Origin of the sequence: Halomonas kalidii, assembly GCF_030010475.1 — a bacterium.
Classification (GTDB): domain Bacteria; phylum Pseudomonadota; class Gammaproteobacteria; order Pseudomonadales; family Halomonadaceae; genus Halomonas; species Halomonas heilongjiangensis.
The window spans coordinates 65,691-89,544 of the sequence record NZ_JASCQN010000032.1 but is presented as its reverse complement, the minus strand read 5'-3'; the positions used below and the strand labels follow the sequence as shown (position 1 = coordinate 89,544).

General features: G+C 68.2%; 31 protein-coding genes. 26 read left to right on the top strand and 5 right to left on the bottom strand.

Features of this window, described 5'->3' with window-relative positions:
* Positions 1 to 13: 13 nt before the first annotated feature.
* From QLQ85_RS08860 to QLQ85_RS08810, 11 genes are read left to right on the top strand one after another with little or no spacing between them, the layout of a single operon-like run.
* Positions 14 to 340: a hypothetical protein gene (locus QLQ85_RS08860; RefSeq protein ID WP_282738660.1), complete on the top strand. Its 327-nt coding sequence runs from the start codon at positions 14 to 16 to the stop codon at positions 338 to 340.
* Between the two features lie 10 nt (positions 341 to 350).
* Positions 351 to 563, top strand: coding sequence for a hypothetical protein (locus tag QLQ85_RS08855; protein ID WP_282738659.1), 213 nt, complete (start codon positions 351 to 353; stop codon positions 561 to 563).
* Positions 551 to 892 (top strand): hypothetical protein, encoded by a 342-nt coding sequence (locus QLQ85_RS08850; protein WP_282738658.1) that lies wholly within the window; start codon positions 551 to 553, stop codon positions 890 to 892. Before QLQ85_RS08855 ends, QLQ85_RS08850 begins: the two co-directional genes overlap by 13 nt.
* Positions 885 to 1,367 carry a hypothetical protein gene (locus QLQ85_RS08845; protein WP_282738657.1) on the top strand — a complete coding sequence of 161 codons (483 nt, stop codon included), beginning with the start codon at positions 885 to 887 and terminating at the stop codon, positions 1,365 to 1,367. Before QLQ85_RS08850 ends, QLQ85_RS08845 begins: the two co-directional genes overlap by 8 nt.
* On the top strand, positions 1,364 to 1,885 hold the full coding sequence (locus QLQ85_RS08840; RefSeq protein WP_282738656.1) for a hypothetical protein: 522 nt from the start codon (positions 1,364 to 1,366) through the stop codon (positions 1,883 to 1,885). Before QLQ85_RS08845 ends, QLQ85_RS08840 begins: the two co-directional genes overlap by 4 nt.
* A complete protein-coding gene (locus tag QLQ85_RS08835) occupies positions 1,885 to 2,865 on the top strand; it encodes a hypothetical protein (RefSeq protein ID WP_282738655.1) in 981 nt (326 codons plus the stop codon). The genes QLQ85_RS08840 and QLQ85_RS08835 overlap by 1 nt, the downstream gene beginning before the upstream one ends.
* Before the next feature lie 3 nt (positions 2,866 to 2,868).
* Positions 2,869 to 3,384: a DUF4376 domain-containing protein gene (locus tag QLQ85_RS08830; RefSeq protein WP_282738654.1), complete on the top strand. Its 516-nt coding sequence runs from the start codon at positions 2,869 to 2,871 to the stop codon at positions 3,382 to 3,384.
* A complete protein-coding gene (locus QLQ85_RS08825; RefSeq protein WP_282738653.1) occupies positions 3,378 to 4,073 on the top strand; it encodes a hypothetical protein in 696 nt (231 codons plus the stop codon). Before QLQ85_RS08830 ends, QLQ85_RS08825 begins: the two co-directional genes overlap by 7 nt.
* Positions 4,070 to 4,348, top strand: coding sequence for a hypothetical protein (locus QLQ85_RS08820; protein WP_282738652.1), 279 nt, complete (start codon positions 4,070 to 4,072; stop codon positions 4,346 to 4,348). The genes QLQ85_RS08825 and QLQ85_RS08820 overlap by 4 nt, the downstream gene beginning before the upstream one ends.
* Entirely contained in the window at positions 4,345 to 4,467 is a 123-nt protein-coding gene (locus QLQ85_RS08815; RefSeq protein ID WP_282738651.1) for a hypothetical protein, read from the top strand. Before QLQ85_RS08820 ends, QLQ85_RS08815 begins: the two co-directional genes overlap by 4 nt.
* Positions 4,464 to 4,607, top strand: coding sequence for a hypothetical protein (locus QLQ85_RS08810; protein ID WP_282738650.1), 144 nt, complete (start codon positions 4,464 to 4,466; stop codon positions 4,605 to 4,607). The genes QLQ85_RS08815 and QLQ85_RS08810 overlap by 4 nt, the downstream gene beginning before the upstream one ends.
* Here the strand turns inward: QLQ85_RS08810 and QLQ85_RS08805 are convergent.
* Entirely contained in the window at positions 4,604 to 4,936 is a 333-nt protein-coding gene (locus tag QLQ85_RS08805; protein ID WP_282738649.1) for a helix-turn-helix domain-containing protein, read from the bottom strand. The genes QLQ85_RS08810 and QLQ85_RS08805 overlap by 4 nt on opposite strands.
* 307 nt (positions 4,937 to 5,243) lie before the next feature.
* Here QLQ85_RS08805 and QLQ85_RS08800 point away from each other — a divergent pair, with 307 nt between their 5' ends.
* From QLQ85_RS08800 to yidD, 6 genes are all read left to right on the top strand, one after another.
* Complete coding sequence (locus tag QLQ85_RS08800) at positions 5,244 to 6,089, top strand: ATP-dependent zinc protease family protein (RefSeq protein ID WP_282738648.1); 846 nt, start codon at positions 5,244 to 5,246, stop codon at positions 6,087 to 6,089.
* 42 nt (positions 6,090 to 6,131) lie between these two features.
* Entirely contained in the window at positions 6,132 to 7,637 is a 1,506-nt protein-coding gene (locus QLQ85_RS08795) for a UUP1 family membrane protein (protein ID WP_282738647.1), read from the top strand.
* A gap of 5 nt (positions 7,638 to 7,642) precedes the next feature.
* Positions 7,643 to 8,632, top strand: a complete 990-nt coding sequence (locus QLQ85_RS08790; RefSeq protein WP_282738646.1) for an alpha-L-glutamate ligase-like protein — start codon at positions 7,643 to 7,645, stop codon at positions 8,630 to 8,632.
* Positions 8,633 to 8,702: 70 nt separating this feature from the next.
* Positions 8,703 to 9,158 carry a Fur family transcriptional regulator gene (locus QLQ85_RS08785; RefSeq protein WP_282738645.1) on the top strand — a complete coding sequence of 152 codons (456 nt, stop codon included), beginning with the start codon at positions 8,703 to 8,705 and terminating at the stop codon, positions 9,156 to 9,158.
* A gap of 35 nt (positions 9,159 to 9,193) precedes the next feature.
* Complete coding sequence (gene hisI, locus QLQ85_RS08780; RefSeq protein WP_282738644.1) at positions 9,194 to 9,646, top strand: phosphoribosyl-AMP cyclohydrolase; 453 nt, start codon at positions 9,194 to 9,196, stop codon at positions 9,644 to 9,646.
* 5 nt (positions 9,647 to 9,651) lie between these two features.
* A complete protein-coding gene (gene yidD / locus QLQ85_RS08775) occupies positions 9,652 to 10,002 on the top strand; it encodes a membrane protein insertion efficiency factor YidD (RefSeq protein WP_282738643.1) in 351 nt (116 codons plus the stop codon).
* Between the two features lie 4 nt (positions 10,003 to 10,006).
* Here the strand turns inward: yidD and QLQ85_RS08770 are convergent, their stop codons facing one another.
* Both QLQ85_RS08770 and QLQ85_RS08765 read right to left on the bottom strand, forming a co-directional pair.
* The gene (locus QLQ85_RS08770; RefSeq protein ID WP_282738642.1) at positions 10,007 to 10,432 is read right to left on the bottom strand and encodes a SufE family protein; all 426 of its coding nucleotides are present in this window, start codon (positions 10,430 to 10,432) and stop codon (positions 10,007 to 10,009) included.
* 27 nt (positions 10,433 to 10,459) lie between these two features.
* Positions 10,460 to 11,599 carry a tyrosine-type recombinase/integrase gene (locus QLQ85_RS08765; protein WP_282738641.1) on the bottom strand — a complete coding sequence of 380 codons (1,140 nt, stop codon included), beginning with the start codon at positions 11,597 to 11,599 and terminating at the stop codon, positions 10,460 to 10,462.
* Positions 11,600 to 11,905: 306 nt separating this feature from the next.
* Between QLQ85_RS08765 and QLQ85_RS08760 the strand changes: the two genes are divergently transcribed.
* Positions 11,906 to 12,973: a DNA-binding protein gene (locus QLQ85_RS08760; protein ID WP_282738640.1), complete on the top strand. Its 1,068-nt coding sequence runs from the start codon at positions 11,906 to 11,908 to the stop codon at positions 12,971 to 12,973.
* Here QLQ85_RS08760 and nfuA read toward each other — a convergent pair.
* On the bottom strand, positions 12,964 to 13,554 hold the full coding sequence (nfuA, locus tag QLQ85_RS08755; RefSeq protein ID WP_102626811.1) for a Fe-S biogenesis protein NfuA: 591 nt from the start codon (positions 13,552 to 13,554) through the stop codon (positions 12,964 to 12,966). The two genes, QLQ85_RS08760 and nfuA, sit on opposite strands and share 10 nt — an antisense overlap.
* A gap of 237 nt (positions 13,555 to 13,791) precedes the next feature.
* On the opposite strand from nfuA, the gene metH reads away from it, so the two are divergent.
* The 4 genes from metH to QLQ85_RS08735 all read left to right on the top strand — a co-directional run bounded on the left by metH (position 13,792) and on the right by QLQ85_RS08735 (position 21,183).
* Positions 13,792 to 17,511: a methionine synthase gene (metH, locus tag QLQ85_RS08750; protein ID WP_282738639.1), complete on the top strand. Its 3,720-nt coding sequence runs from the start codon at positions 13,792 to 13,794 to the stop codon at positions 17,509 to 17,511.
* Between the two features lie 55 nt (positions 17,512 to 17,566).
* Positions 17,567 to 18,895, top strand: coding sequence for an MATE family efflux transporter (locus QLQ85_RS08745; protein ID WP_282738638.1), 1,329 nt, complete (start codon positions 17,567 to 17,569; stop codon positions 18,893 to 18,895).
* A gap of 124 nt (positions 18,896 to 19,019) precedes the next feature.
* Positions 19,020 to 20,672 (top strand): nitrite/sulfite reductase, encoded by a 1,653-nt coding sequence (locus QLQ85_RS08740; RefSeq protein ID WP_282738637.1) that lies wholly within the window; start codon positions 19,020 to 19,022, stop codon positions 20,670 to 20,672.
* Positions 20,665 to 21,183 (top strand): DUF934 domain-containing protein, encoded by a 519-nt coding sequence (locus QLQ85_RS08735; RefSeq protein ID WP_282720464.1) that lies wholly within the window; start codon positions 20,665 to 20,667, stop codon positions 21,181 to 21,183. The genes QLQ85_RS08740 and QLQ85_RS08735 overlap by 8 nt, the downstream gene beginning before the upstream one ends.
* 33 nt (positions 21,184 to 21,216) lie before the next feature.
* Here QLQ85_RS08735 and smrA read toward each other — a convergent pair whose 3' ends face one another.
* Positions 21,217 to 21,810 (bottom strand): DNA endonuclease SmrA, encoded by a 594-nt coding sequence (smrA, locus tag QLQ85_RS08730; protein ID WP_282738636.1) that lies wholly within the window; start codon positions 21,808 to 21,810, stop codon positions 21,217 to 21,219.
* A gap of 84 nt (positions 21,811 to 21,894) precedes the next feature.
* Between smrA and QLQ85_RS08725 the strand changes: the two genes are divergently transcribed.
* The 4 genes from QLQ85_RS08725 to QLQ85_RS08710 are packed head-to-tail and all read left to right on the top strand — an operon-like array spanning position 21,895 to position 23,803.
* Complete coding sequence (locus QLQ85_RS08725; protein ID WP_282738635.1) at positions 21,895 to 22,338, top strand: gamma-glutamylcyclotransferase family protein; 444 nt, start codon at positions 21,895 to 21,897, stop codon at positions 22,336 to 22,338.
* A 59-nt stretch (positions 22,339 to 22,397) separates the two neighbouring features.
* On the top strand, positions 22,398 to 22,751 hold the full coding sequence (gene arsC / locus QLQ85_RS08720) for an arsenate reductase (glutaredoxin) (RefSeq protein WP_282720461.1): 354 nt from the start codon (positions 22,398 to 22,400) through the stop codon (positions 22,749 to 22,751).
* A 42-nt stretch (positions 22,752 to 22,793) separates the two neighbouring features.
* On the top strand, positions 22,794 to 23,417 hold the full coding sequence (wrbA, locus tag QLQ85_RS08715) for an NAD(P)H:quinone oxidoreductase (RefSeq protein ID WP_282738634.1): 624 nt from the start codon (positions 22,794 to 22,796) through the stop codon (positions 23,415 to 23,417).
* Positions 23,414 to 23,803, top strand: coding sequence for a DUF2069 domain-containing protein (locus tag QLQ85_RS08710; protein ID WP_282738633.1), 390 nt, complete (start codon positions 23,414 to 23,416; stop codon positions 23,801 to 23,803). The genes wrbA and QLQ85_RS08710 overlap by 4 nt, the downstream gene beginning before the upstream one ends.
* Positions 23,804 to 23,854 lie beyond the last annotated feature (51 nt).

Here is a 23,854-nt window from a genome sequence, read left to right as displayed (position 1 = left end):
GAGGGCCGCCATCATGGCAGGAGTACTAGGGTTCAGTGATTGGGGCAGCCTCAGCAACGACGTTTCCACCGGCTACACCTTCAACGCCCGCGAGCAAACCAACGGCTGGAGCGGCTTTTTCGGCGATGCGCTGGGCGCCTGGGTCAACGTCGAGGCGATCAAGGCACAGGCCAACGCCGGCGCCGATGCGCAGGCGGCCGCCCGCAACGCCACCACCTACCCGACCGGGGCGCCGGCCAACTACGCCGACACCGGCCGCGCTGCGGTCGGCGGGATCAACGGCCAAACGCTGGTGATCGGCGGCGTGCTGCTGGTCGCCGCGCTGCTGGTACTCAAGTAGGGAGACGAGCATGGCTGGCAAGCCGTTCAGTATCACCAGCACCGGGCGGAACATCATGGCCGAGCCATCGGCCGATGGCGACATGCGCGACATGGGCACGCTCACCGTGGGTGACTACTACGCCAGGGGCTCGCGGGTCCGCCAGGGCAGCGGCTGGCAGGAGTACAGCGTTGTCGGCGTGGTGATCCTGGCGGGCCTAGGGCTGTGGCTATGGAAGCGCTGACCGCCGACGATCGAGCCATTTTGGCGCCGGCCATGGGCGATGACGCCGACGAGATCGCCGCCGAGGTAGCGGCGGGGCGAGCGCGGCTGTTGCGCTGGAGCGACGGCAGCCGGGGCGTGATTCGTTTGGAGATCGGGCCGACCGGGCGCCAAGAGTTGGTGCTGGTGGCCGGGGCCGGACAGGGCTACGCGGCCAAGGTCGCCGCCCTGGTCGCGCACGCCGAGCGCCGCGGCTGGCGAGTCAGGACCCACATCCGCCGCCCCGGCCTGGCCCGCATTCTCGAGGGGCTGGGGTTCATCGAGTCCGAGAGGGTTTTTATTCATGGGTAGCAAGAGCCGCAGCCGGACGAGCCGCACCTATACCACCACCAATGTCTCGCAACAGGGCGAGGGCAACGTCTACGGCACCAACAACCGCGTCACCATCCAACGCGCCGACGCCCAGACCCTGGACAACATCGCCCGCGCCCTGGAACGGGGCGTCGAGGACCTGAGCCGCCAGGGCGAGAATCAGACCCGCCGCACCCTGGAGGCCGCGACCACCATCAACGCCGACAGCCTGGACGCCGTGACCGGCACCGCCGGCGATGCCATGCAGCGCTTGGAGCGGCTGGCCCTGGAGGTGCAGAACGGCGCCGAGAAGGGCACTCAACAGGCCATGGATTTCGTTGCCAACTACACCGAGCGCGAGCAGGTAGGTACCGGGGGCCAGGAGCTGCGAACCCTGCAATTCACTGCTGCGGCCGTGGCTGTGGCACTGGTCGGCATCGCCTGGGCGAGTAGCAAGGGAGGCATGAAAGCATGAGCACACAAGGGGCACTGCGGGATTACGTCCTGAACATCGAGCCCGGCGCCGAGCAGTTGATCCAGGCGATTGGCAACTATTTCAACGTCATCGACGCCGCCGGCGGCCGCGTCAAGGTGTCGACCAGCCGCGGCGATGCCTTCGACGTGGAGGAGGGGCAGGGCGCTCGCGTTCGCGACTTCGAGTCGCTGCGGGTGCGCAATGAATCCGGGGTCACCCTGCGGGTGCGCATGCTCGCCGGTACCGGCGATTTTCAGTCGGTGCGAACCACCGGCAGCGTCTCGCCCAAGCCTGCCGGGAGCTTCGTCGCCGTGGGCGATATCGCCGGCGGCGGCACCATCCCGGCCAACGCCGACCGCCGCGAGATCATCATGCGGGCCAAGACCGACAACGTGGGGGCGCTGACCGTTGCCGGCCTGCCCCTGGAGCCCGGCGACGCCCTGACCCTCGACGTGACCGGAAGTGTCGCGGTCAGCGGTGACGCCGGCGATATTCTGCACGTCGCGGAGGTAGTGTAATGGCGACCTTTTCCCCGAGTAGCGCCGCCGTGCGGCTGATGCGCAACGCCCAGGGCTTCCACAAGGATGACGGCAGCAAGCCGGCCTGGGAGGTCAGCGGTGCCAGCCTGGTGGCCGCCTCCGATCTGGTGGCCGTGGTCGGCGCCGCCGTGGCCAAGGTGCCCGCCGGTACCGCCGTCACCCTGCCGGCCCTGGTCGCCGGCACCGATTACACCCTGTACCTGGCCAGCGACGGCAGCACGCAGGCGGTCGACGCCGACAACGCCGCCCCGGCCAACACCCGCAAAGTGGGCGGTTTCCACGCCAGCGCCGGCGCCGCTGAGATCGTCCCCGCCTCGCTGTGGGACCTGAATTACAAGCCCGCCGCGCCGAGCCCGCGTGGCATGGTGCTCTCGCTCGACGGCCGCACCTGGGCCGATATCTACCTGTGCGACGTGAACTACGCGCTGAACGGCTACAGCCGCAACGGCCAGACCATCGCCAATGGAGATAGCCTGCCGGTGATTCCCGACGCCTTTGGCGGCGACGGTGCGACCACCTACACCACCGCCAGTTGGTGGAGCTTCAACGACATCCTCTCGACGGCCGGTAAGCGTTTTCCCAGTTATCAGGAGTTCACCGCCCTGGCCTATGGCGTCGTGGAGCGTCAGGACGTGGCCTCCGATCCTGTCACCACCCAGCACCAAGCGGGACATCGATCTGCGTGTGGCGTCGAGCAGGCCACCGGCGTGATGTGGCAGTGGGGGGCCGAAATCAGCGGCACATCGGCGACCGGGGCCGTCGGTTGGAACGATCAGGCGGATGGTCGCGGCGATATCTACACGCATAGCATCAGGACGGCGCTACTCGGTGGGCCTTATGGGTCTGGAACCCGGCCGGGGTCACGGGCATCGAGCTGGAACGCAGGGCCGGAAGGATCCGCCAACAGCTTCAGCGCTCGCGGCGTCTGCGACCACCTAAACCTGCAAGCGGAGAGCTAAGCCATGTTCACCCATGACCAGACCAGCGGCCGGGCCGTGTGCGTGGCCGACTATGGCCGCCTCAAGCGCGGCGCCGTGGTCCCGCAGGGAAACGAGCTGTGGGCCGATGTGGAGGCGTGGCTGGCCGAGGGTAACGCCCTGGGCGCCTTCGCCGGCTACCCAGATACCCGCCCGCTGTCCGACCTCAAGGCCGCCAAGCTGGATGAGATCGAGAGCGCCCGCCACGCCGCCGAGGCCGAGGGCGTCACCGTCAACGCCATCCGCTACGCGGGCGACCCGAGCAACCGGCAAGCGCTCAAGGAAGCCATCGACCTGGCCGAGCGCACCGGGCAAACCCACTTCGCCCGCTGGAAAGACAGCGACGGCACGTTCCACGAAACGCATCCGGTCGCCGATGTGGACGCCGCCCTGATGGCGATTGCCCAGCGGCGGGGCGAGCTGATCGACCGCGAGGGCGAGAAGGCCGCCGCCATCGCCGACGCGCCCGACGCGGCCACCCTGGAGGGCATCACATGGTAAGAGCACTGATCGGCCTGGCCCTGCTGGGCGGAACCGGATATTGGCTGCTGGGCCGCCAGGACAACCCCCGCGCCTTCGGCGTGTCCGGTATCCCGTACCTGCCCAACCTGGGCGCCTTCGATGACACCAGCGGCATTCCCTACAGCCGCGAGGAACTCGACCGCCGCGAGGCGCTGACCCTGGACGACGGCAGCCTTGACCTCAACCTGGGCTGGCTCACCGATGACTGGCTGAGCGGCCCGAGCAACACCGTGAACGACCTCATCAACGGCGACTGGAGTATCTGGGACATGACCGACCCGCGTGGCATCCGCAACAACAACCCCGGCAATATCGAGTATGACCCCCGAACCGCCTGGCAGGGGCTCGCCGATCCGCCCACCGATGGACGCTTCGCAAGGTTCGTCGACCCGCTCTACGGCATCCGCGCCATGTCGCGCATCCTCGATACCTACCGCGACCGCCACGGCCTCAATACCGTGCAGTCGATCGTTTCCCGCTGGGCCCCGGCCCACGAGAACAACACCCTGGCCTATCAGGACTTCGTGGCCAGCCGCGTCGGCGTCAGCCCGACCCAGCCGCTGAACGACGGCCACCGGCCCGAGCTGATCGCCGCCATGATCCAGATGGAGAACGGCGCCCAGCCCTATGAACTGGCCACCATCCAGCAAGGGGTATCCATGGCATGAGGATCAACGTCGACCTGACCGCCGTGCTGGTGATCGCCGCCGGCGGCTGGCTGTGGTGGCAGTGGCGGCAGGGCGCTTTCACCAGCCTGGGGCCGCCGTCTGATGAACTGATGCAGTACCGGGGCCAGCAAGTGCGCCCGGCGCTGTGGGAGAACTGGAATTGGACGCTGGGCGGCGGCATCGAGCCCTACAGCGCCCAAGAGGCCGCCGAAATACAGCGCGTGGCCGATACCTTGAACAACGACGTGGGCTATACGCCGGGAGGCTTCCTGTGAAACTGACACCGAACCAACGCAAGGGCGCCGGCTTCGTGCTGGTCGGCGTGCTGGGCTTCTTCACCGGCCACTGGCTGCCGCCCGAGGTGCTCGCCGAGCTGGTGGGGGCCTTCGCATGATCGACGCCACGCTGATCGAGGCGATCAACGCCGGGGGCAATGTCGGGCTGCTGCTGATGGGGCTCTACATGATGAAGCTGTCTACCCGCGTGAACCGTCTCGAGATCGCCCGCGAGCTGGAGCAACGCGCGAGCCGCTAGCCGATCCCCCGCACCGCCCGCCAGGCCGTCAGGTCATCGGGCAGCCACTCCCGCCCATCCGGCCCCACCAGCACCGCGAACGGTCGCCGCCCTGGGGCCGGGCCGCGTTTGACCCGAAACCCGAACCCCTGCCAGCCGGGGAACGGCACCAGTTGCCCCGACAGGATCGCCAGCAGCGCCGCCCGCGCCGGGCTGGGTGTCTGCTGTCCGCGTGCCCAGCGCCCGGCCGTTCTTGGATGCACGCCGAGCAGCGACACGGCCTCGTCCTGGGTCACGAACACCGGGCCCGAGGTCAGGCGCAGCGTGATCGCGTCATGATTTCTTTTCATCGTAATGTTCCCTGCGTTCAATATTTTTCATGATCGGCGGGGCCAATCAAAGACGGAAAAGCGACGCATGTTACAGAGTGAAAATGGGAGTTCAACCAGGGCGGGACAGATAAGAAAAAGGGGTATTAGAAATCTACTGAAATAGGATGGGGTAGAGTTCGCATAATGTATATTATGTTAAATCATTCATGGGGCGACGTCCCCTAGCAGGGTCAAGCCAACCTCGACGGCTCGATATGCGGCGTTGGACAAGGCGGCCAGCGACTCCTTATCATCACGCCACCACTTACAGGATCTTCCTCACCCAATGCGACACCCCCTGCTGCACACCGGTGCCCTGTCCCTCGCCCTGCTGTTGTTCGGCTGCGCCGTTCCGAGCGACCGCCCCGAGCCGGACCCAGTACTGACACCCGACGAATTCGCGACGCGTATCGACCGCCTGGAGACCGAAATGGTCTCGCGCTGTGATGCGCAACACGAACTGCTGGCCACACATGTCCAACGCCAGGAGCTGATGGATACCGACATGCGAGAGTTCGGCAGCCTGCTGCGCCACCTGCGTGCCGATATCGAGCGGCTGGAGCGAGGCGATGATGGCGAGCCGGTCGTCGTGTCCCGCGAGTGCGCCGCCGATGAACTCGGGTTGGCCAACAAGGCCGTGGTCGGCCGCAGCGAATGGATCGGCCTGCCCGACGCCGGCACCTACCTCAAGGCACGGATCGACTCCGGTGCCAATACCTCCTCGCTATCGGCCACCGACATCACCCGCTTCGAGCGCGACGGCGAGGACTGGGTCCGCTTCAAGCTCGGCCTGGGCGAGAATGACGTGGCGGTCGAAGGCGTCCGTGACGACTGGATCGAGGCGCCGATCGAGCGGCGCGTGCGCGTCCTCCAGGCGGCCGGCGAGACGTCGCGGCCGGTGGTCAGCCTGTTGATGACCCTGGGGCCGATACGGGAGACGGTGGAGTTCACCCTCAACGATCGCTCACATCTCAATTACCCGGTGCTGCTGGGGCGACGGTTCCTGATGGATATCACGGTGATCGATGTGGCCGAGAGCTATATACATGAACGACCTGAGTTTCCCGGCGGCCGTCCGGCAGAGGAAGCCGAACAGGACGAGGCCGGGGATCAAGATGACGAAGAAGCCTGACGCGCCGGCTGGTCAGGCGCCCGACCCTTCCAAGGATGACCCATGTCACGACTGCCCTTCTATCTGATCGTCGGCCTGCTGCTGGTGGTCGGTGTCGCCATGAGCGTGCATCGACACGTACAGCTCGAGGTTCCCTGGACCCCCGGCGAACAGCGCCAGGTCTGGGAGATCGAGGCCCAGGTCAATTTCAACGCCCAGAATGGCCCGGTCAAGGTCGACATGGCCCTGCCCGCCAACCAGCAGGGTTTCCGGCTGCTGACCGAGAATACCGCCTCCCCCGGTTTCGGTCTCGCCTTCCTCGAGGACGAGCGCGGCCGCCGCGCCCAGTGGTCGATCCGCGAGGCGGCCGGCAACCAGCAGCTCTACTACACCGCACAGTTGCTGGTGGCCCCTGGGGCGCGTGCCCCGGAGGTCGAGCCCCCGCCCCTGCGCCGCGACATCGTCTGGGAGCGCCCCTACGATACCGCCGCGGCCCAGGTGATCGAGCGTGCCTGGGGGCGCAGTGCCGACGCCTTCACCTTCGCCCGTGAGCTGATCCGCGACTTCGGCGACGAGCGGCAGGGCGAGAACACTCGCCTGCTGCTGACGCAGTTCGAGCGCAGCCCCCTGCTGGTCCGTCTGCTCAATCAGGCCGGGGTGCCGGCCCGGGAGGTCAGCGGCCTGGTGCTCGAGGATGGCCGGCGGCGCCAGAGCCTGACCTCGTGGGTGCAGGTATTCGCCGAAGACGAGTGGGCACTGTTCAATCCGGCGACCGGCGAGCAGGGCCGTCCCGACAACCTGCTGCTCTGGGAGTCCGCCGGGCAGGCGGTGCTGGAGGTCCAGGGGGCAACCAACTCCCGGGTCAGCTTCTCGATGCTCACCCACAACCAGCCCGCCGCCGCCGCGGTGCGCAACCAGTTGGCCGACGACACCCTGCTCAACTTCTCGATCCACAGCCTCCCGCTCGAGGAGCAGGCACTGTTCCAGACCATCCTGCTGATCCCCATCGGCGCCCTGGTGGTGGTGATCCTGCGGGTGCTGGTCGGCATCAAGACCTCGGGAACCTTCATGCCCGTGCTGATTGCGCTGGCCTTCATCCAGACCTCCCTGGTCACGGGACTCATCGGCTTCCTGCTGGTCGTCGCCATGGGCCTGGTGATCCGAAGTTATCTGTCACACCTGAATCTCCTGCTGGTGGCGAGGGTCACGGCGGTGATCATCACGGTGATCGCCATCATCTCGCTGTTCTCGGTGCTCTCCTACCGCTTCGGTCTCAATGCCGGCCTGACCATCACCTTCTTCCCGATGATCATCCTCGCCTGGACCATCGAGCGGATGTCGATCCTGTGGGAGGAAGAGGGGCCCAAGGAGGTGCTGATCCAGGGCGGCGGCAGCCTGCTCACCGCGGTGCTCGCCTACCTGGCCATGAACAACCCCTGGATCCGTCACATCACCTTCAATTTCCTGGGGGTGCAGCTGATACTGATGGCTCTGATCCTGCTGCTCGGCAACTACACCGGCTACCGGCTGCTGGAGCTGCGCCGCTTCAAGCCCGTCACCGAGGATTGAGCCCCATGTGGACGACCCCCGACAAGCTTCGCGCCAAGGGCATCATCGGCATGAACCGGCGCAACATCCGCTATATCGGCCGTTACAACAGCCGACGGCTCTATCCGTTGGTGGACGACAAGCTCAAGACCAAGCTGCTGGCCCAGGAGTATGGCATCACCACGCCGGCGCTGATCGGCACCGTGACCACCCAGTTCGGCGTCAAGCATCTGCGCGGCATGCTCGAGGGCCACCACGGCTTCGTCATCAAGCCGGCCAAGGGCAGCGGCGGCAAGGGGATTCTGGTCATCGAGCAGAGCGCCGGCGATGTCTACATCAAGCCCAGCGGCGCTCAGATCAGGCTCGAGGACATCGAGCGCCACGTCTCCAACATCCTCTCCGGGCTCTACTCCCTGGGCGGGTCGCCGGACGTGGCGGTGGTCGAGGCGCTGATCAACTTCGACGAGCGACTCTCCGAGTACACCTACGAGGGGGTGCCGGACATCCGGGTGATCGTCTTCAAGGGCTACCCGGTGATGGCCATGATGCGCCTTTCCACGGCGGACTCCGACGGCAAGGCCAACCTGCACCAGGGGGCGGTGGGCGTGGGGCTCGACATCGCCAGCGGTACCGCCATCCGCGGCGTGCAGTTCGACCGCACCCGCCACGATCATCCCGATACGGGCCACGAACTGATCAGCCTGCGGATCCCCGACTGGGGCACCCTGCTGCTGCTCGCCGCCGGCTGTTACGAGATGACCGGGCTCGGGTATCTCGGCACCGACATGGTGCTCGACCGGGATCGTGGCCCCATGCTGCTGGAGCTCAATGCCCGCCCCGGCCTGGCCATCCAGATGGCCAATGGCGAGGGGTTGAGGCCCCGCCTCGACCTGATCGAGCGACAGCCGGAAGGCAGCACACCCGAGCAGCGGGTAGCCTTCGCCCAGCAGCACTTTGCCCGCCAGAGCGAGCTGCGCGAGACCGAGCCGGAGCCCTCTGCCGTTGCCGTGGGCTGACGCGCCGACTGGCTCCCCCGCCCCCCGACGCGTAGAATATGGCATTCCACTCAGCTATCCCATGGCCGCCATGAACGACTCCCGTGCCCTGATGCATCAGGCCGAAAGGCAGTGCCAGCGCCGCGGCGTTCGCTTCACGCCGATTCGGCGACGCGTGCTGGAGATGATCGCCGACTCTCCCGGTGGCCTCAAGGCCTATGACCTCCTCGACAGGTTGGCCACGGAGCATGCCGCGGCCCGGCCGCCGACCATCTACCGTGCCCTGGAGTTCCTCATCGACCAGGGGCTGGTGCATCGCATCGAGTCGCTCAACGCCTATGTGGCCTGTCCCTGCCCCGAGCATGCCCACGGCTTCCAGCTGCTGATCTGCCGCCATTGCGGTCGGGTCGAGGAACTCCACCTGGATGACGTCAATGCCCAGCTGGCCCAGCGCGCCCGGGACCTGGGATTTCGCGTCGACCGTCAGACCATCGAGCTGCTCGGCCACTGCGAGGTCTGCCTGCAGGCGGTCGCCGGCAAGCAGTGAGTGCCCCGCCCTTCCCTTCGCACACAGGAGCCCAAATGAGTGACACCTTCAAGCGCCTCGAGCAGGCCGGCGTCGATAGCCGGCACCCGCTGGAGGAGATTCTCGCTTCGGTCCGCTTCAACGCCGAGGGACTGATCCCCGCCATCGCCCAGCAGCACGACAGCGGCGAGGTGCTGATGATGGCCTGGATGAACCGTGAGGCGCTGGAGGAGACCCTGAAGACCGGGCGGGTCTGCTACTGGTCCCGCTCCAGGGGCAAGCTGTGGCGCAAGGGGGAGTCGTCCGGCCAGCAGCAGCATCTCGAGCGTGCGGCGCTGGATTGTGACGGCGACACCCTGCTGCTGCAGGTCGAGCAGACCGGTCCCGCCTGCCACACCGGTCGACGCAGTTGCTTCTATGTGGCGCTCGAGGAGGATCGCGCGCGCATCACCAGCGCCCCGCTGATCGACCCGACCATCCTCTACGGCGCGTCCGGCAAGCAGGATTGAGCGAGATGTCCCGCTTCGCTGGCCGGTGGCGTCGCCTCCCGGGGCTGGCCGCACGCCTCGTGGGGCGGGTGGTGATCGGGCTGGTGACGGCCTACCAGTTCACGCTCAGCCCGCTGCTCGGCCCCCGCTGCCGCTACTGGCCGAGCTGTTCCCGCTACACGGTGGAGGCGATACGCGTGCACGGGCCGTTCAAGGGGGGCTGGCTGGCGGTGAGGCGAATCGTGCGCTGCCACCCCGGCAGCGACGGCGGCATCGACCCGGTCCCGGGCGGGCCCAGCGAGCAACTGTGCCGCGAGGACGACGAGCTGGACGAGAACTTCCGTTGCCGGCGGCATGATGGGCACCACCAGCGGTGACCGCTCAGGCCGCTTCCTGCTCCGCGACCTCGTAGATGCGTGCCAGCATGCTGTTCAGGCCGTTGCTGCGGGTCGGCGACAGGTGCTTGTCGAGCCCCAGGTCCCCGAGGAAGTGCGGGCTGGTGGCGTGGATCTCGCTCGCCGGGCGGTCGTTGTAGATGCGCATCAGCACGGCGATCAGCCCGGAGACGATGGCGGCATCCGAGACGGCGTCGAAGTGGAGGACGCCCTCCTCGTGGCGATGGTGGATCCAGACGTTCGACTGGCAGCCCTGGATCTTCCGCTCGGGGGTCTTCCACTCCTCGGGGAAGTCGGGCAGCTGCTTGCCCATGTCGATGATGTACTGGTAGCGATCCATCCAGTTGTCGAACATCTCGAATTCATCCAGCAGCTCCTGCTGGGCCTGTTCGGCGGTGATCTCGGAACTCATGACGCCTCCTTGAAGGGGTTGTCACCATTATAACGTTTCAGGACCGCCATCACTATCGCTGACAACGGCTCGGGTCGTCAGGCCGTGAACCGACTGCTGGCGATGCCACTCCTCGTCCTCGGCATGCAGGTAACGGGCCGTGGTATCGAGCCGGGCGTGGCGTGCGGTGCCGGCGAGGTAGCGAAGCTCCACCCCGGCCTGGGCCTGGTGGGTCAAGGCGGTATGCCGCAGCCAGTGTGGCGTGGCACGACGCAGGCGCAGCACCTCGGCCCGGGCGCCCTCCCCCCGCTCCCTCTCCAGTACCGCGGCGGCGTCGCGGAAGGACTCGCGGATCAGCCGGTAGAGCCGATTGTCGCCGAGGCCACGCCTGCCATCCAGGGCGCGCAGCAACGGGCCGTCGTCATCCGGCTCCGGATGCGGCGGCAGCCCCAGCGCGGCGCGCCATGCCTGCAGCAGGACCAGCATGTCGGGCGGCACCGGGATCCGTGCCGCCTTGTCGCCCTTGCCCACCACCCGCCACCACCAGCGCCCTTCGCGGCGCACGAAGTCACCCATGCGTGCCGCGGCCATCTCGCCGATCCGCGGGGCCAGCAGGTAGGCGAAGCCGAACACGAAGCGCCGGCGCTCGGCCTCGAAGCACCGCCGTGGCGAGGTGCCCTCCGCCTGAGGCCTGGAAAGCCAGCCCCATAGCCAATCCCACAGCGGCTTCTCCAGGTAGCGTTCGATCCCGCCCTGGCGGTTGTCGAGCCGCCGCCGCTTGTCGCGCATCAGCCGGAAGGGATTGTGGGCGACCCAGCCGGCCTCGACCAGCCAGGCGAAGAGCCCCTGCAGGATCACCAGGCTCTGGCGGCGGCTGGCCGGCGACAGCGGACCGCGGAAGGGGCGCCAGTCGGGGCTGAGGCGCGGACGCGACGGCCCCACCCACGCCGCGACCGGGCGCGGGTCGGCGAGGAAGGCCTCGAAGGCGTCGAGGTCATCGCGCCGGAGATCGCCGAGCCCCCTGCCCTGCACGGCCAGCCACAGCAGCAGCCGCTCGGCCTCGCGGCGATAGGCGGCCCGGGTGCGCGGGCTCGCACGGTATTCCGCCAGCCACTGCGCCACGGCCTCGGCGTCATTGCCGGCCTGGATATGCGCCGCCGGAGGCGCTCCCGTCGCGGTAGGCAGCATGACGTCACCTTCCGCCGGGGCCAGCCCCCCTTTCCTGTCCTGTTGCATACGGCTCCTCGCGTCGCCTCCCGCTGTCCTCACGGCCTCTGCGGGCGAATTGTCCGGTGCTGCCGCCAGATAATCAAGATAAGTCGGGTAATCTTGCTTTATCTACTGATTAAATAAATAGTATTACAGATTACGTATTATGTAATAATCTTCCACGATACGGCCGCATGGGGTATCCTGCGGCCGAAGCGGGGGGCGGCGGCCTCCCGGAGAACTCGGCGGTGCCACCCGACCGAGCGACCGACCAGGAGAACGGCCATGGCACGCAGTGGAGTGCGGTACGAAGATGTGCAGCGGGCGATCGATGACCTGCTGGCTCGGGGCGAGTCACCCAGCGTGCAGAAGGTACGCGAGGTGCTGGGAACCGGGAGCTTCACCACCATCAGCGAACATCTTCGCCTCTGGCGCACCCGTCGCGAGGAGAACCGCGACCTGCCCCCGCCGCGGGGCATGCCCGAGGCGCTGCAGGCGCTGGCCGAGGCGCTGTGGGACAGGGCCCAGGAAGCCGCCGGGGAGGCGTTGACCCACTACCGCGAGGAAGCCAACCGGCAGGTCGAGGCCGCTCGGGACGAGGTCGCCGACGCGCGGCGCCAGGCGGAGGATGCCGAGCAGCGCGAGTCGGCCCTGGCCAGCCACCTGGCCAGCACCGAACGGCGGCTGGAGGAGCGCAGCGCCACCCTCGCCCGCGGCGAGGCCGAGCGCGAGGCGTTGGCAGAGCAGCAGGCACGCCTCGCCGCCCGCACCGAGCAGCTCGAGGAACAGCTGGAGCACCTGCAGAGGGAGAACGAGCGCCAGGGTCGCGAGCACCAACTGGCGCTGACGGAGCGCGAGACGCAGCAGCGCGAGCGGCTGGCCCAGGAGGAGCAGCGCCACGAGAGCGCCGAGGCCCGCCTGATGGCCCTGCTCGACGAGGCGCGCCAGGAGCGACAGGCGGCGGAAAAGGCCCATGCCGCACGCGCAGGGCAACTGGAAACGCGACTGGAACGCCTGCAGCAGCAACTCCAGGAGGCGCGTCGCGAGTTCGCCGAGGAGGAGAAGCGCCACCGCGAGACCGACTGGGGGCGCGCCCGTGCCGAGGAGCAGGCCAACACCCTGCGCCACGAACAGACCCTGCTCCAGGCGCGTATCGACGAACAGAAGCGCTTGCTGGAGGATCAGGCGCGGCGGCTGCGCGAGCTCGAGGCCCAGCTCAACCGCTGCCTCTGGCAGACCCCGGTGACGCCGCGGGCCGAAGACGCCGCCCCCGAGGCCGAGCCCGAGAACGACGAAGGCCCCGCCGGGGCGGAGCCTTCTGGTGCTGCCTCGAAGGGCGAGGCTCAGCGGTAGTAGGCGTTGGTCGTGTCCGTATGGTCGGTCACGTCGCGGATCCCGGCGAGTTCCGGGATGCGCTCCATCAGGGTCCGCTCGACGCCCTCCTTGAGCGTCAGATCGACCGCCGCGCAGCCCTGGCAACCGCCGCCGAAGGCCAGCACCGCCACCTGGTTCTCGGTGAGCTCGACCAGCTTGATCTCGCCGCCGTGGGCGGCGAGGCCGGGATTGATCTCGCTGTAGAGGATATAGTTGACGCGATCCTCCAGCGGACTGTCGGCGTTGACCTTGGGCATCTTGGCGTTGGGCGCCTTGATGGTCAGCTGGCCACCCATGCGATCGGCGTTGAAGTCGACCACCGCCTCCTCGAGGAACGGGAGGCTGTGCTTGTCGAGATAGACGCCGATCTTCTCGAGGTCCAGGCGCACGTCGCTGGGCTCCTCCTCACCGGGACGACAGTAGGCCAGGCAGGTCTCGGCGTAGGGCGTCCCCGGCTGGGTGATGAAGATACGCACGGCAATGCCCTCGACGTTCTGCTTCTCGAGCAGCTCGGCAAGGTAGTCCTGGGCGCTGTCGGTGATCTGGATGCTATCGCTCATGGTGTTCTCGCTGGTCGGGCCGCTGCCCAGTCGGGCAGGCCGTAAGTGACATATCCTTCATGGTAAGCAAAACCGGCCTGCGAGACAATCCCGACCATTTTGGTCGGCTTTTGATCGGCCCTGCCCTCGCGGCGCCGCATTTGTTAACATACGGGCCGACTCGGCCCGCCCAAGAAGACGCCCAGAGGCGCCCGCGCGGCCGGCTACCCGTGACTTCGCTGGAGATCGACCCGACCCATGGCCGCCGTTCCCACCGCCCTGACCGCCACGCTCACCGACAGCCTGTCCCGGCGCATCCTGATGCTCGACGGGGGCATGGGGACCATGCTGCAGAACGCCAGCCTCGCGGAAGCCGATTTCCGCGGTGAACGCTTCAGCGACTGGCCCTCCGATCTCAAGGGCAACAACGACCTGCTGGCGCTGACCTGCCCCGACCTGGTGACCCGCATCCACCGCGAGTACCTGGAGGCCGGCGCCGACATCGTCGAGACCAACACCTTCAACAGCACTCGTCTCTCCCAGGCCGACTACGGCATGGAGGACCTGGTCCCCGAGCTCAACCGCGAGTCGGCGCGCCTGGCCCGTCAGGCGTGCGACGCCGTGGCCGCCGAGACCGGGGTGCCACGCTACGTGGCCGGGGTGCTGGGGCCGACCTCGCGCACTGCCTCGCTGTCGCCGGACGTCAACGACCCGGCCAAGCGCAACGTCACCTTCGACCAGTTGCGCGAGAACTATGTCGAGGCCGCCGAGGCGCTGATCGAGGGCGGCGCGGACCTGATCCTGATCGAGACCATCTTCGACACCCTCAACGCCAAGGCGGCGATCTACGCCCTGGAAGAGGTCTTCGAGGCCCGTGGCGAGCGGCTGCCGGTGATGATCTCCGGCACCATCACCGACGCCTCCGGACGCACCCTCTCGGGCCAGACCACCGAGGCATTCTGGAACTCGGTGCGCCACGCCCGGCCGCTCTCGATCGGCCTCAACTGCGCCCTGGGGGCCGAGGAGCTGCGCCCCTACGTGGAGGAGCTCGCGACCAAGGCCGACACCTTCGTCTCGGCCCACCCCAACGCCGGCCTGCCCAACGAGTTCGGCGAGTACGACCAGACCCCCGAGGAGATGGCGGCCATCGTCGCCGAGTTCGCACAAAGCGGCCTGGTCAACATCATCGGCGGCTGCTGCGGCTCCACGCCCGAGCATATCGCGGCGATCCACCGGGCGATCCAGGGCATGGCCCCGCGCCGGGTCCCCGAGCGGCCCCGCGCCTGCCGGCTGTCGGGCCTCGAGCCCTTCAACATCGAGGCCGACTCGCTGTTCGTCAACGTCGGCGAACGCACCAACGTCACCGGCTCGGCACGCTTCAAGCGGCTGATCGTCGACGAGGACTTCACCACCGCCCTCGAGGTGGCGCTGGAGCAGGTCGAGAACGGCGCCCAGCTCATCGACATCAACATGGACGAGGGGATGCTCGAGTCCGAGGAGGCGATGGTGCGCTTCCTCAACCTGATCGCCGGCGAGCCCGACATCGCCCGGGTGCCGATCATGATCGACTCCTCCAAGTGGACGATCATCGAGGCGGGCCTGAAGTGCGTGCAGGGCAAGGCGGTGGTCAACTCGATCTCGATGAAGGAGGGCGAGGACGCCTTCCGCGAGCAGGCCACCGTCTGCCGGCGGCACGGTGCCGCGGTGGTGGTGATGGCCTTCGACGAGGTCGGCCAGGCCGACACCTTCGCCCGCAAGACCGAGATCTGCGAGCGCGCCTACCGCATCCTCGTCGACGAGCTCGACTTCCCGCCGGAAGACATCATCTTCGACCCCAACATCTTCGCCATCGCCACCGGCATCGAGGAGCACGACAACTACGCCGTCGACTTCATCGAGGCGACCCGCTGGATCCGCGAGCACCTGCCCCACGCCCTGGTCTCCGGCGGCGTCTCCAACGTCTCCTTCTCGTTCCGCGGCAACAACCCGGTGCGCGAGGCGATCCATTCGGTGTTCCTCTACCACGCCATCCGCGCCGGGTTGACCATGGGCATCGTCAATGCCGGGCAGCTCGCCGTCTACGACGACCTGCCCGCCGAGCTGCGCGAGGCGGTGGAGGACGTGGTGCTCAATCGTCGCAGCGATTCCACCGAGCGCCTGGTGGACCTGGCCGACAAGTACAAGGGCGACGGCAGCGGCGGCGCCCGGAAGGAGGACCTCGAGTGGCGCTCCTGGGAGGTCGAGAAGCGTATCGAGCACGCCCTGGTCAAGGGCATCACCGCCTTCATCGAGGAGGACACCGAGCTCGCCCGCCAGCGGGCCGACCGCCCCATCGAGGTGATCGAGGGGCCGCTGATGGACGGCATGAACGTGGTCGGCGACCTGTTCGGCGCCGGCAAGATGTTCCTGCCCCAGGTGGTCAAGTCGGCACGGGTCATGAAGCAGGCGGTGGCCTACCTGATCCCGTACATCGAGGCCGAGAAGAGCGAGGAGACCCAAGCCAAGGGTCGGATCGTCATGGCCACGGTCAAGGGCGACGTCCACGACATCGGCAAGAACATCGTCGGCGTGGTCCTGCAGTGCAACAACTACGAGGTGATCGATCTCGGCGTGATGGTGCCCGCCGAGAAGATCCTGCAGACCGCCCGCGAGGTCAATGCCGACATCATCGGGCTCTCCGGGCTGATCACCCCCTCGCTCGACGAGATGGTCCACGTGGCCCGGGAGATGCAGCGCCAGGGGTTCGAGACCCCGCTGCTGATCGGCGGCGCCACCACCTCCAAGGCCCACACCGCGGTCAAGATCGAGCCCGGCTACGAGCATCCGGTGATCTACGTCACCGACGCCTCCCGGGCCGTGGGGGTGGCCGGCAAGCTGCTCTCACCAGGCCTCAAGGAGGCCTATGTGGCCGAGATCCGCGCCGAGTACGAGACGGTGCGTGAGCGTAATGCCCGGCGCCGCCCCAAGGCCGCCGACCTCAGCTACGAAGAGGCATGCCGGCGCAAGCCGGCGATCGACTGGACGAACTACACCCCGCCCCGTCCCGTCGTCACCGGCCTCACCAGCTTCGATGACTACGACCTCGACGAGCTCGTCGAGCGCATCGACTGGACCCCCTTCTTCATGAGCTGGCAGCTCGCCGGCAAGTACCCGAAGATCCTCGACGACGCCGTGGTCGGCGAAGCGGCGCGCAGCCTCTTCGAGGACGCCCAGGCGATGCTGCGCAAGCTGATCGACGAGAAGCGCATCCAGGCCCGCGGCGTGATCGGCCTGTGGCCGGCCAACAGCGTCGACGACGACGTCATCGAGGTGTATGCCGACGAGTCGCGCACGGAGGTGATCGAGCGGTTGCACCATATCCGCCAGCAGACCACCAAGAACCGCGACGGGGTGTGTCACAGCCTGGCGGACTTCATCGCGCCCCGCTATGACGCCAACGGGGAGCCGAGCGGCAAGCCGGACTGGATCGGCGGCTTCGCGGTCACCGCCGGCCACGGCGTCGAGGAACTCAGCAAGGCCTACGAGGCCGCCGGCGACGACTACAATGCCATCCTGGTGCAGGCGCTGGCCGATCGCCTGGCCGAGGCCTTCGCCGAGCGCCTCCACGAGCGGGTGCGCAAGGAGTACTGGCGCTATGTGCCCGAGGAGTCGCTCGACAACGCGGCGCTGATCGGCGAGAAGTACCAGGGTATCCGCCCGGCGCCGGGCTACCCGGCCTGCCCCGACCATACCGAGAAGGCCACCCTGTTCCGGCTGCTCGAGGCCGAGGTCCACAGCGGCCTCGCCCTCACCGAGAACTTCGCCATGTGGCCCGCCGCGGCGGTCGCGGGCTGGTACTTCTCGCACCCCCAGTCGAAGTACTTCTCGACGGGCAAGATCACCCGCGACCAGGTCGAGGTGCTGGCCCGCCGCAAGGAGATGACGCTCGAGGAGCTAGAGCGCTGGCTGGCCCCGGTGCTCTCCTACGACCCCGCCTGAGCCAGGCGCCGGGCCCGTCCGCGGGCGGGCCCGCCCTCCACCGACCGGAAGACGGATGCTGCCCGAGACCACCCGCCGCCAGACGATCCTGCGCCTGGCCCTGCCGATCATCGCCGGGATGCTTTCCCAGAGCCTGCTCAACCTGATCGATGCGGCCCTGGTCGGCTCGCTGGGCGAGGTTCCCCTGGCCGGTGTCGGTATCGGCGGCTATGCCATGTTTCTGATCACCGCCGTGGTCTTCGGGCTCTCCTCCGGGGTGCAGGCCCAGACTGCCCGCCGCCACGGCGAGGAGGACTGGGGGCGGCGGGCCATGGCGCTCAACGCCGGCCTGCTGATCGCCCTGACGGTCGCCGGCCCGCTGGCGCTGCTCTGCCTGTGGCAGGCGCCGCGGCTGCTGGCGCTGATCAACCAGGACCCGGAGGTCAATGCGGTGGCGGTGGCGTATTTCCGCTGGCGGGTGGTCTCGCTGGTGCCCGTGGCGATGATCTTCTGCTTCCGCGGCTACTGGAACGGCATCCAGCAGACCGGCATCTACCTGCGCATCATCCTGGTCATGCACCTGGTCAACGTGGTCGCGAGCATCGGCCTGATCTTCGGCCATCTCGGCCTGCCGGCCATGGGCGCCGCCGGCGCCGGCGCCGGCACCGCCCTCTCGCTCTATGTCGGCCTGGCGATCTGGATCCTGCTCAGCGCCCGTCACGCCACCCCCAGCGGTTTCCTGGCCGGCCTGCCGCGCCGGCTGGCCGTGTTCACCACTCTGCGCCTGGCCACCCCCCACTCCTTCCAGCAATTCTGGTTCGCCGCCGGCTATGCCGTGCTGTTCTGGATGCTCGGACGCGTCGGCACGCCCAGCGTGGCGGTGGGCCACGTGCTGGTGAACCTGTCGCTGCTGCTGATCCTGCCCGGAGTGGGCCTGGGGATGGCGGCGATGAGTCTGGTGGGCCAGGCACTGGGGCGGCAGGCCCCCCGGGACGCCCATCGCTGGGGCTGGGAGGTGGTCCACCTGGCCTGGCCCTGCCTGGCGGCGCTGGCCCTGCCCATGGCACTCTTCCCCGACGCGGTACTGGGGCTCTTCCTGCACGACCCGGCGCTGATCGCGCTGGGCCGGTTGCCGCTGCAGCTGACCGCGGCCATGATCGTGCTCGATGCCGCCGCCCTGGTCCTGGCCCAGGCGCTGCTCGGCGCCGGCGCCAACCGCATGGTGATGACGGCGACCCTGACCATGCAGTGGCTGGTGTTCCTGCCGCTGGCGTGGTGGGTCGGCGTGGTGCTGGAGCATGGCTTGCTCGGCATCTGGTGGGTGCAACTGGGCTATCGCTGCCTCAACTCGGCCTGGTTCGCCTTGATCTGGCAGCGGCGGCGCTGGTTGCAACTACCGGTCTGACCCCGCTGTAATAACTCTTAACTCGAATTCTATGATCATTTATTCTTTCATAGAATATAGGAAGAGGAGTATGGTGCCTTCACGGCATATTCCTTCACCCGCTCCGACAGCAGGACACGCCTGAATGTATCGGTACGACACCTACGACCAGACCCTCGTGGATGAGCGCGTCGCCCAGTTCCGGGACCAGATGGACCGTCATCTGGCCGGCCGCCTCGGGGAGGAAGAATTCCGCCCGCTGCGACTGCAGAACGGCCTCTATATCCAGAAGCATGCGCCCATGCTGCGCATCGCCATTCCCTACGGCATGCTCGGTAGCCATCAGCTCAGGCGGCTGGCCGCCATCACGCGTCGCTACGACCGCGGCTACGCCCACTTCACCACCCGCCAGAACCTGCAGCTCAACTGGCCGGCCCTGGAAGACGTGCCGGATATCCTCGGCGAGCTCGCCGAAGTCCAGATGCACGCCATCCAGACCAGCGGCAACTGCATCCGCAACACCACCAGCGACCAGTTCGCCGGCATCGCCGGCGACGAGGTGGAGGATCCGCGGCCCTGGTGCGAGCTGATCCGCCAATGGTCGACCCTGCACCCGGAGTTCGCCTTCCTGCCGCGCAAGTTCAAGATCGCCGTCTCCGGTGCCGCCGAGGACCGGGCCGCCATCCAGGTCCACGACATCGGCCTGCGCCTGTGGCACGACGACCGCGGCGAGCTGCGGGTGAAGGTGCTCGCCGGCGGAGGCCTGGGCCGCACGCCGATGATCGGCGACGTGGTGCGCGAGGACCTGCCCTGGCAGCACCTGCTCACCTACCTGGAAGCCTGCGTGCGGGTCTACAATCAGTTCGGCCGCCGCGACAACAAGTTCAAGGCGCGCATCAAGATCCTGGTCAAGGCGTTGGGCATCGAGGAGTTCCGTCGCCGCGTCGAGGCCGAATGGGCCCACCTCAAGGATGGCCCCCAGACCCTCACCGCGGCCGCGGTGGAGGCCGCCCGCGCCCACTTCCCCGAGCCCGAGCGGCGCCCGGTCGCCGAGGCCGCCATCGCCGACTTCGAGCGATTGCGCGCCGAGAACCGCGCCTTCTCACGCTTCGTCACCAACAACGTCACCGCCCACAAGGTGCCGGGCTACAAGGCGGTGACCCTGTCGCTCAAGCGTCGCGAGCACGCCCCGGGCGACGTCACCGCCGACCAGATGGAGGCCGTCGCCGATCTCGCCGACCGCTTCAGCTTCGGCGAGATGCGGGTCACCCACGAGCAGAACCTGGTGCTTTCCGACGTGCCGGTGGACGAGATCGAGAGCCTGTGGCAGGCCCTCGAGGAGCTCGGCATGGCCAACCCCACCGTCGGCACCCTCAACGACATCATCTGCTGCCCCGGCGGTGACTACTGCGGCCTGGCCAATGCGGTGTCGATCCCCATCGCCCAGGCGCTCCAAGAGCGCTTCGAGGACCTCGACTTCCTCTACGACCTGGGACCGCTGGACCTCAACATCTCCGGCTGCATGAACGCCTGCGGTCACCACCACGTCGGCCATATCGGCATCCTCGGCGTCGACAAGAAGGGCGAGGAGTACTACCAGATCTCGCTCGGTGGCAACGCTACCGACGACGCCTCGCTCGGCAAGATCCTCGGCCCCTCCTTCTTCCGCGAGGACGTGCCCGAGGTGATCGACAAGGTGCTGCAGGTCTACGTGGAGCAGCGGCACGAGGACGAGCGCTTCCTCGACACCTATCGCCGAATCGGCCTCAAGCCGTTCAAGGAGCGGGTCTATGCCTGACCAACACCTGGAACACACCCGCACCCTGATCAAGATGGGCCAGCCGGAGCAGGACGAGTGGGCGCTGTCGCGCCTCGAGGAGGGCCTGCCGGCCCGCCGGCCGGTGATCGTGCCGCTCGCCCTGTGGCGTGAACAGCAGCGCGAGGAAGGCCTGGCGCCCTGGCTGCCCAGCGACACCGAACTCACCGATGCCCTGGCGCTCGAGTTGGTGAAGGCGCCGCTGGTCGCCATCGACTTCCCCGCCTTCACCGACGGTCGCGGCTATACCCTGGCCCGGCTGCTGCGGGAACGCCATGGCTACGAGGGCGAGGTTCGCGCCATCGGTGACGTCCTGGTCGACCAGCTGTTCTACATGACCCGCTGCGGCTTCGACGCCCTGGCGCTGCGCGAGGACCAGCACCTCGACGACGCCCTGCGCGCCCTGGGGGCCTTCAGCGTCAGCTATCAGCCGGCGGTGGACCAGTCAGAGGCCCTCTTCGAGCGCCGCCTGCGCGAGAACGGCGGCGCCTGACCGCCGGGCCTGCCCCCGGATCAGCCCCGACCGTCAGCCGCGGCGCTTCTGCTGGCGTTCGCGGTTGGCCGACCGGGCACGCTCGCTCTTGCGCAGCATCACCCAGGTCGCACCCAGGCCGCCGTCGGCCTGCCCCGCCGAGACATAGGCCTGGACCTCCTCGAACTGGGCCAGCCACTTGGCGAGGTAGGAGCGCAGCACGTTGGGCGCGCTGTCGATCTCGCGGCCCCGGCCATGGATGATCAGCACCGAGCGCAGGTCATGGGCGCGGGCCTCCCGGATGAAGGGCGGCAGGGCCCGCCGGCACTCCTCGAGGGGGCGACGCAGCAGGTGCAACTGGGCCTGAGCCGCATAACCGCCGTGGCGCAGGCGGTCCACCACCCCCTGCTGGATGCCGTCGCGGCGGAACTCTAGCGGGTCGAAGGGGGGCAGCAGGTCGACGAAGTCGTCGGAGAGGAAGTCGCGGCCCTGCGGCTCGGCGGCGGCGCTCTCCCGGCGGGCCAGTTGGGCCTCGCTGGGGCCGCGCGCGGCACGGCCGGGGTCGGCCCGGTTGCGCGCTCGCGCGAGGGGGCGCACATCGTCCATCAGGGCCCTGAAATCCAGATCATCGCGTGCCGACTGTGTCATGGGCCACCTCCCGATCGTCATGGGAATCCCCATCCTAGCCTCCCCATGGCACGATGGTCACGTTCCCGCGGGCCCGGAGAGACCATGACACGACTGCGCCTCCTGCTGCTGACCCTGCTCGGCCTGCCACTCGCCGTGGCGGGCTGGCTGTGGCTGACCCTGCTCAGTCCCTTCACCTATGACCCGCCCGACGACCTGCCGGCCATCGCCGAGGGGCGCCATGAGGTGTTCGTCTACGGCACCCTGCGCTCGGGGCTGGTGCGCTGGGTGGTCACCGGCCGCATGGGCGAGTCGGAACCCGCTGTGCTGGAAGGCTTCCGCCGCGAGGGGCTCGATCTCACCGAGGCCCCGGGGAAACGGGTCGAAGGCGAGGTGATCGAGGTGAGCGCCGCCGAACTCGCCCGGCTCGACCGCTACGAGCGACTGGGGCTCCGCTACGAACGGGTCACCGTCGAGCTCGCCGATGGCCGCGAGGCCTGGGTCTATCGCCGCCTGCCCGAGGAGGCACTCTCGGAGGCACGGTTGTGACCCGGCCTGGCGGCCTTCTACAATAGCCGCCTCTTCATCGCCGGGACCAAGGAGTCCGCATGACCGCCATCACGCTCTACCACAACCCGCGCTGCTCCAAGTCGCGCCAGGCACTCGCCCTGCTCGAGGAGCGTGGCGTCGAGGTCAGGATACGCCGCTATCTCGACGAGCCGCTGGACGAGGCCGAACTGCGCGAGCTGATGGCGCGGCTCGATGCCGACGGCACGGCGCTGGTGCGCACCGGCGAGCAGGAGTGGAAGTCGCTGGACGTCGACCTTCAGGACCAGGAGCAGGTCATCGCGGCGATCGTCGCCCACCCCAGGCTCATGCAGCGACCCATCGCCGATGACGGCGAGCACGCGGTGATCGGCAGGCCCCCGGAAGATGTCCTGGGCCTGATCGACGGACGCTGAGCGCCCGCCGCCCTCCTTCCCCCATTCGCCCCTGGAGTCCCGATGAGCGCCCCCCTGCCCTATGTGCTGATCCTCTACTACTCCCGCTATGGTGCCACCCGGGCCATGGCCGAACAGCTCGCCGCCGGCGTCGAGTCATGCCGCGGCGTCGAGGCCCGGCTGCGTACCGTGCCGCCGGTCTCTCCCACCTGCGAGGCCGTGGAGCCCGAGATCCCCGCCGAAGGGGCCGTCTACGCCGGCCTCGACGATCTGCGCCACTGCGCCGGCCTGGCCATCGGCAGCCCGACGCGGTTCGGCAACATGGCCGCTCCGCTCAAGCATTTCCTCGACGGCACCAGCGAGCTGTGGCTGGGTGGCGCCCTGGTCGACAAGCCGGCCAGCGCCTTCACCTCCACCTCCAGCCTGCACGGTGGCCAGGAGACCACGCTGATCTCGATGCTGCTGCCGCTGCTGCACCACGGCATGGTCTATGCCGGCCTGCCCTACAGCGAAACCGAGGTGATGGATACCACCAGCGGTGGCACCCCCTACGGCGCCAGCCACCTGGCCGGCAAGCGCAGCGACCGCCCGCTCGACGAGCTCGAGCGCCACCTGGTCCGCGCCCAGGGGCGCCGCCTGGCCAGGCTCACCCTGGCCCTCGACGCCATGCGCCGGGAGGCCCAATGAGACAGTGGCTCGAAGGGCTCGAGGCCCGGCACGGCCTCGACACCCTCACCGAACGCTCCCGCAGGCTGGTGCTCGGCAGCTATGTCCTGCTGCTGCTGCTGATGCTCTACCGTGGCGTCGCCGTGCAGAGCGAAGTCGTCCTGGGCCCGCTGATCGCCTTCGTGCTGCCGCTGGTGCTGTTCCTGCCGTCGATCCTCGGCCGCCGACCGCGGGGCCATGCCTGGCTGGCCTTCGTCAGCCTGCTCTACTTCACCCAGGGCGTGATGGTCGCCACCCTGCCGGGCCAGGGACTGCGCGGCCTGCTCGAGGCCCTGGTGTCGCTGGCCCTGTTCACCGGCTGCATGGGCTATGCCCGCTTCCGCAGCCGACAGCTGCGCGCCGCCTAGCAGACTGCCCTGGCCCAAGAAAACGTCTGCCGTTGCCATGAAGGTGTTGAG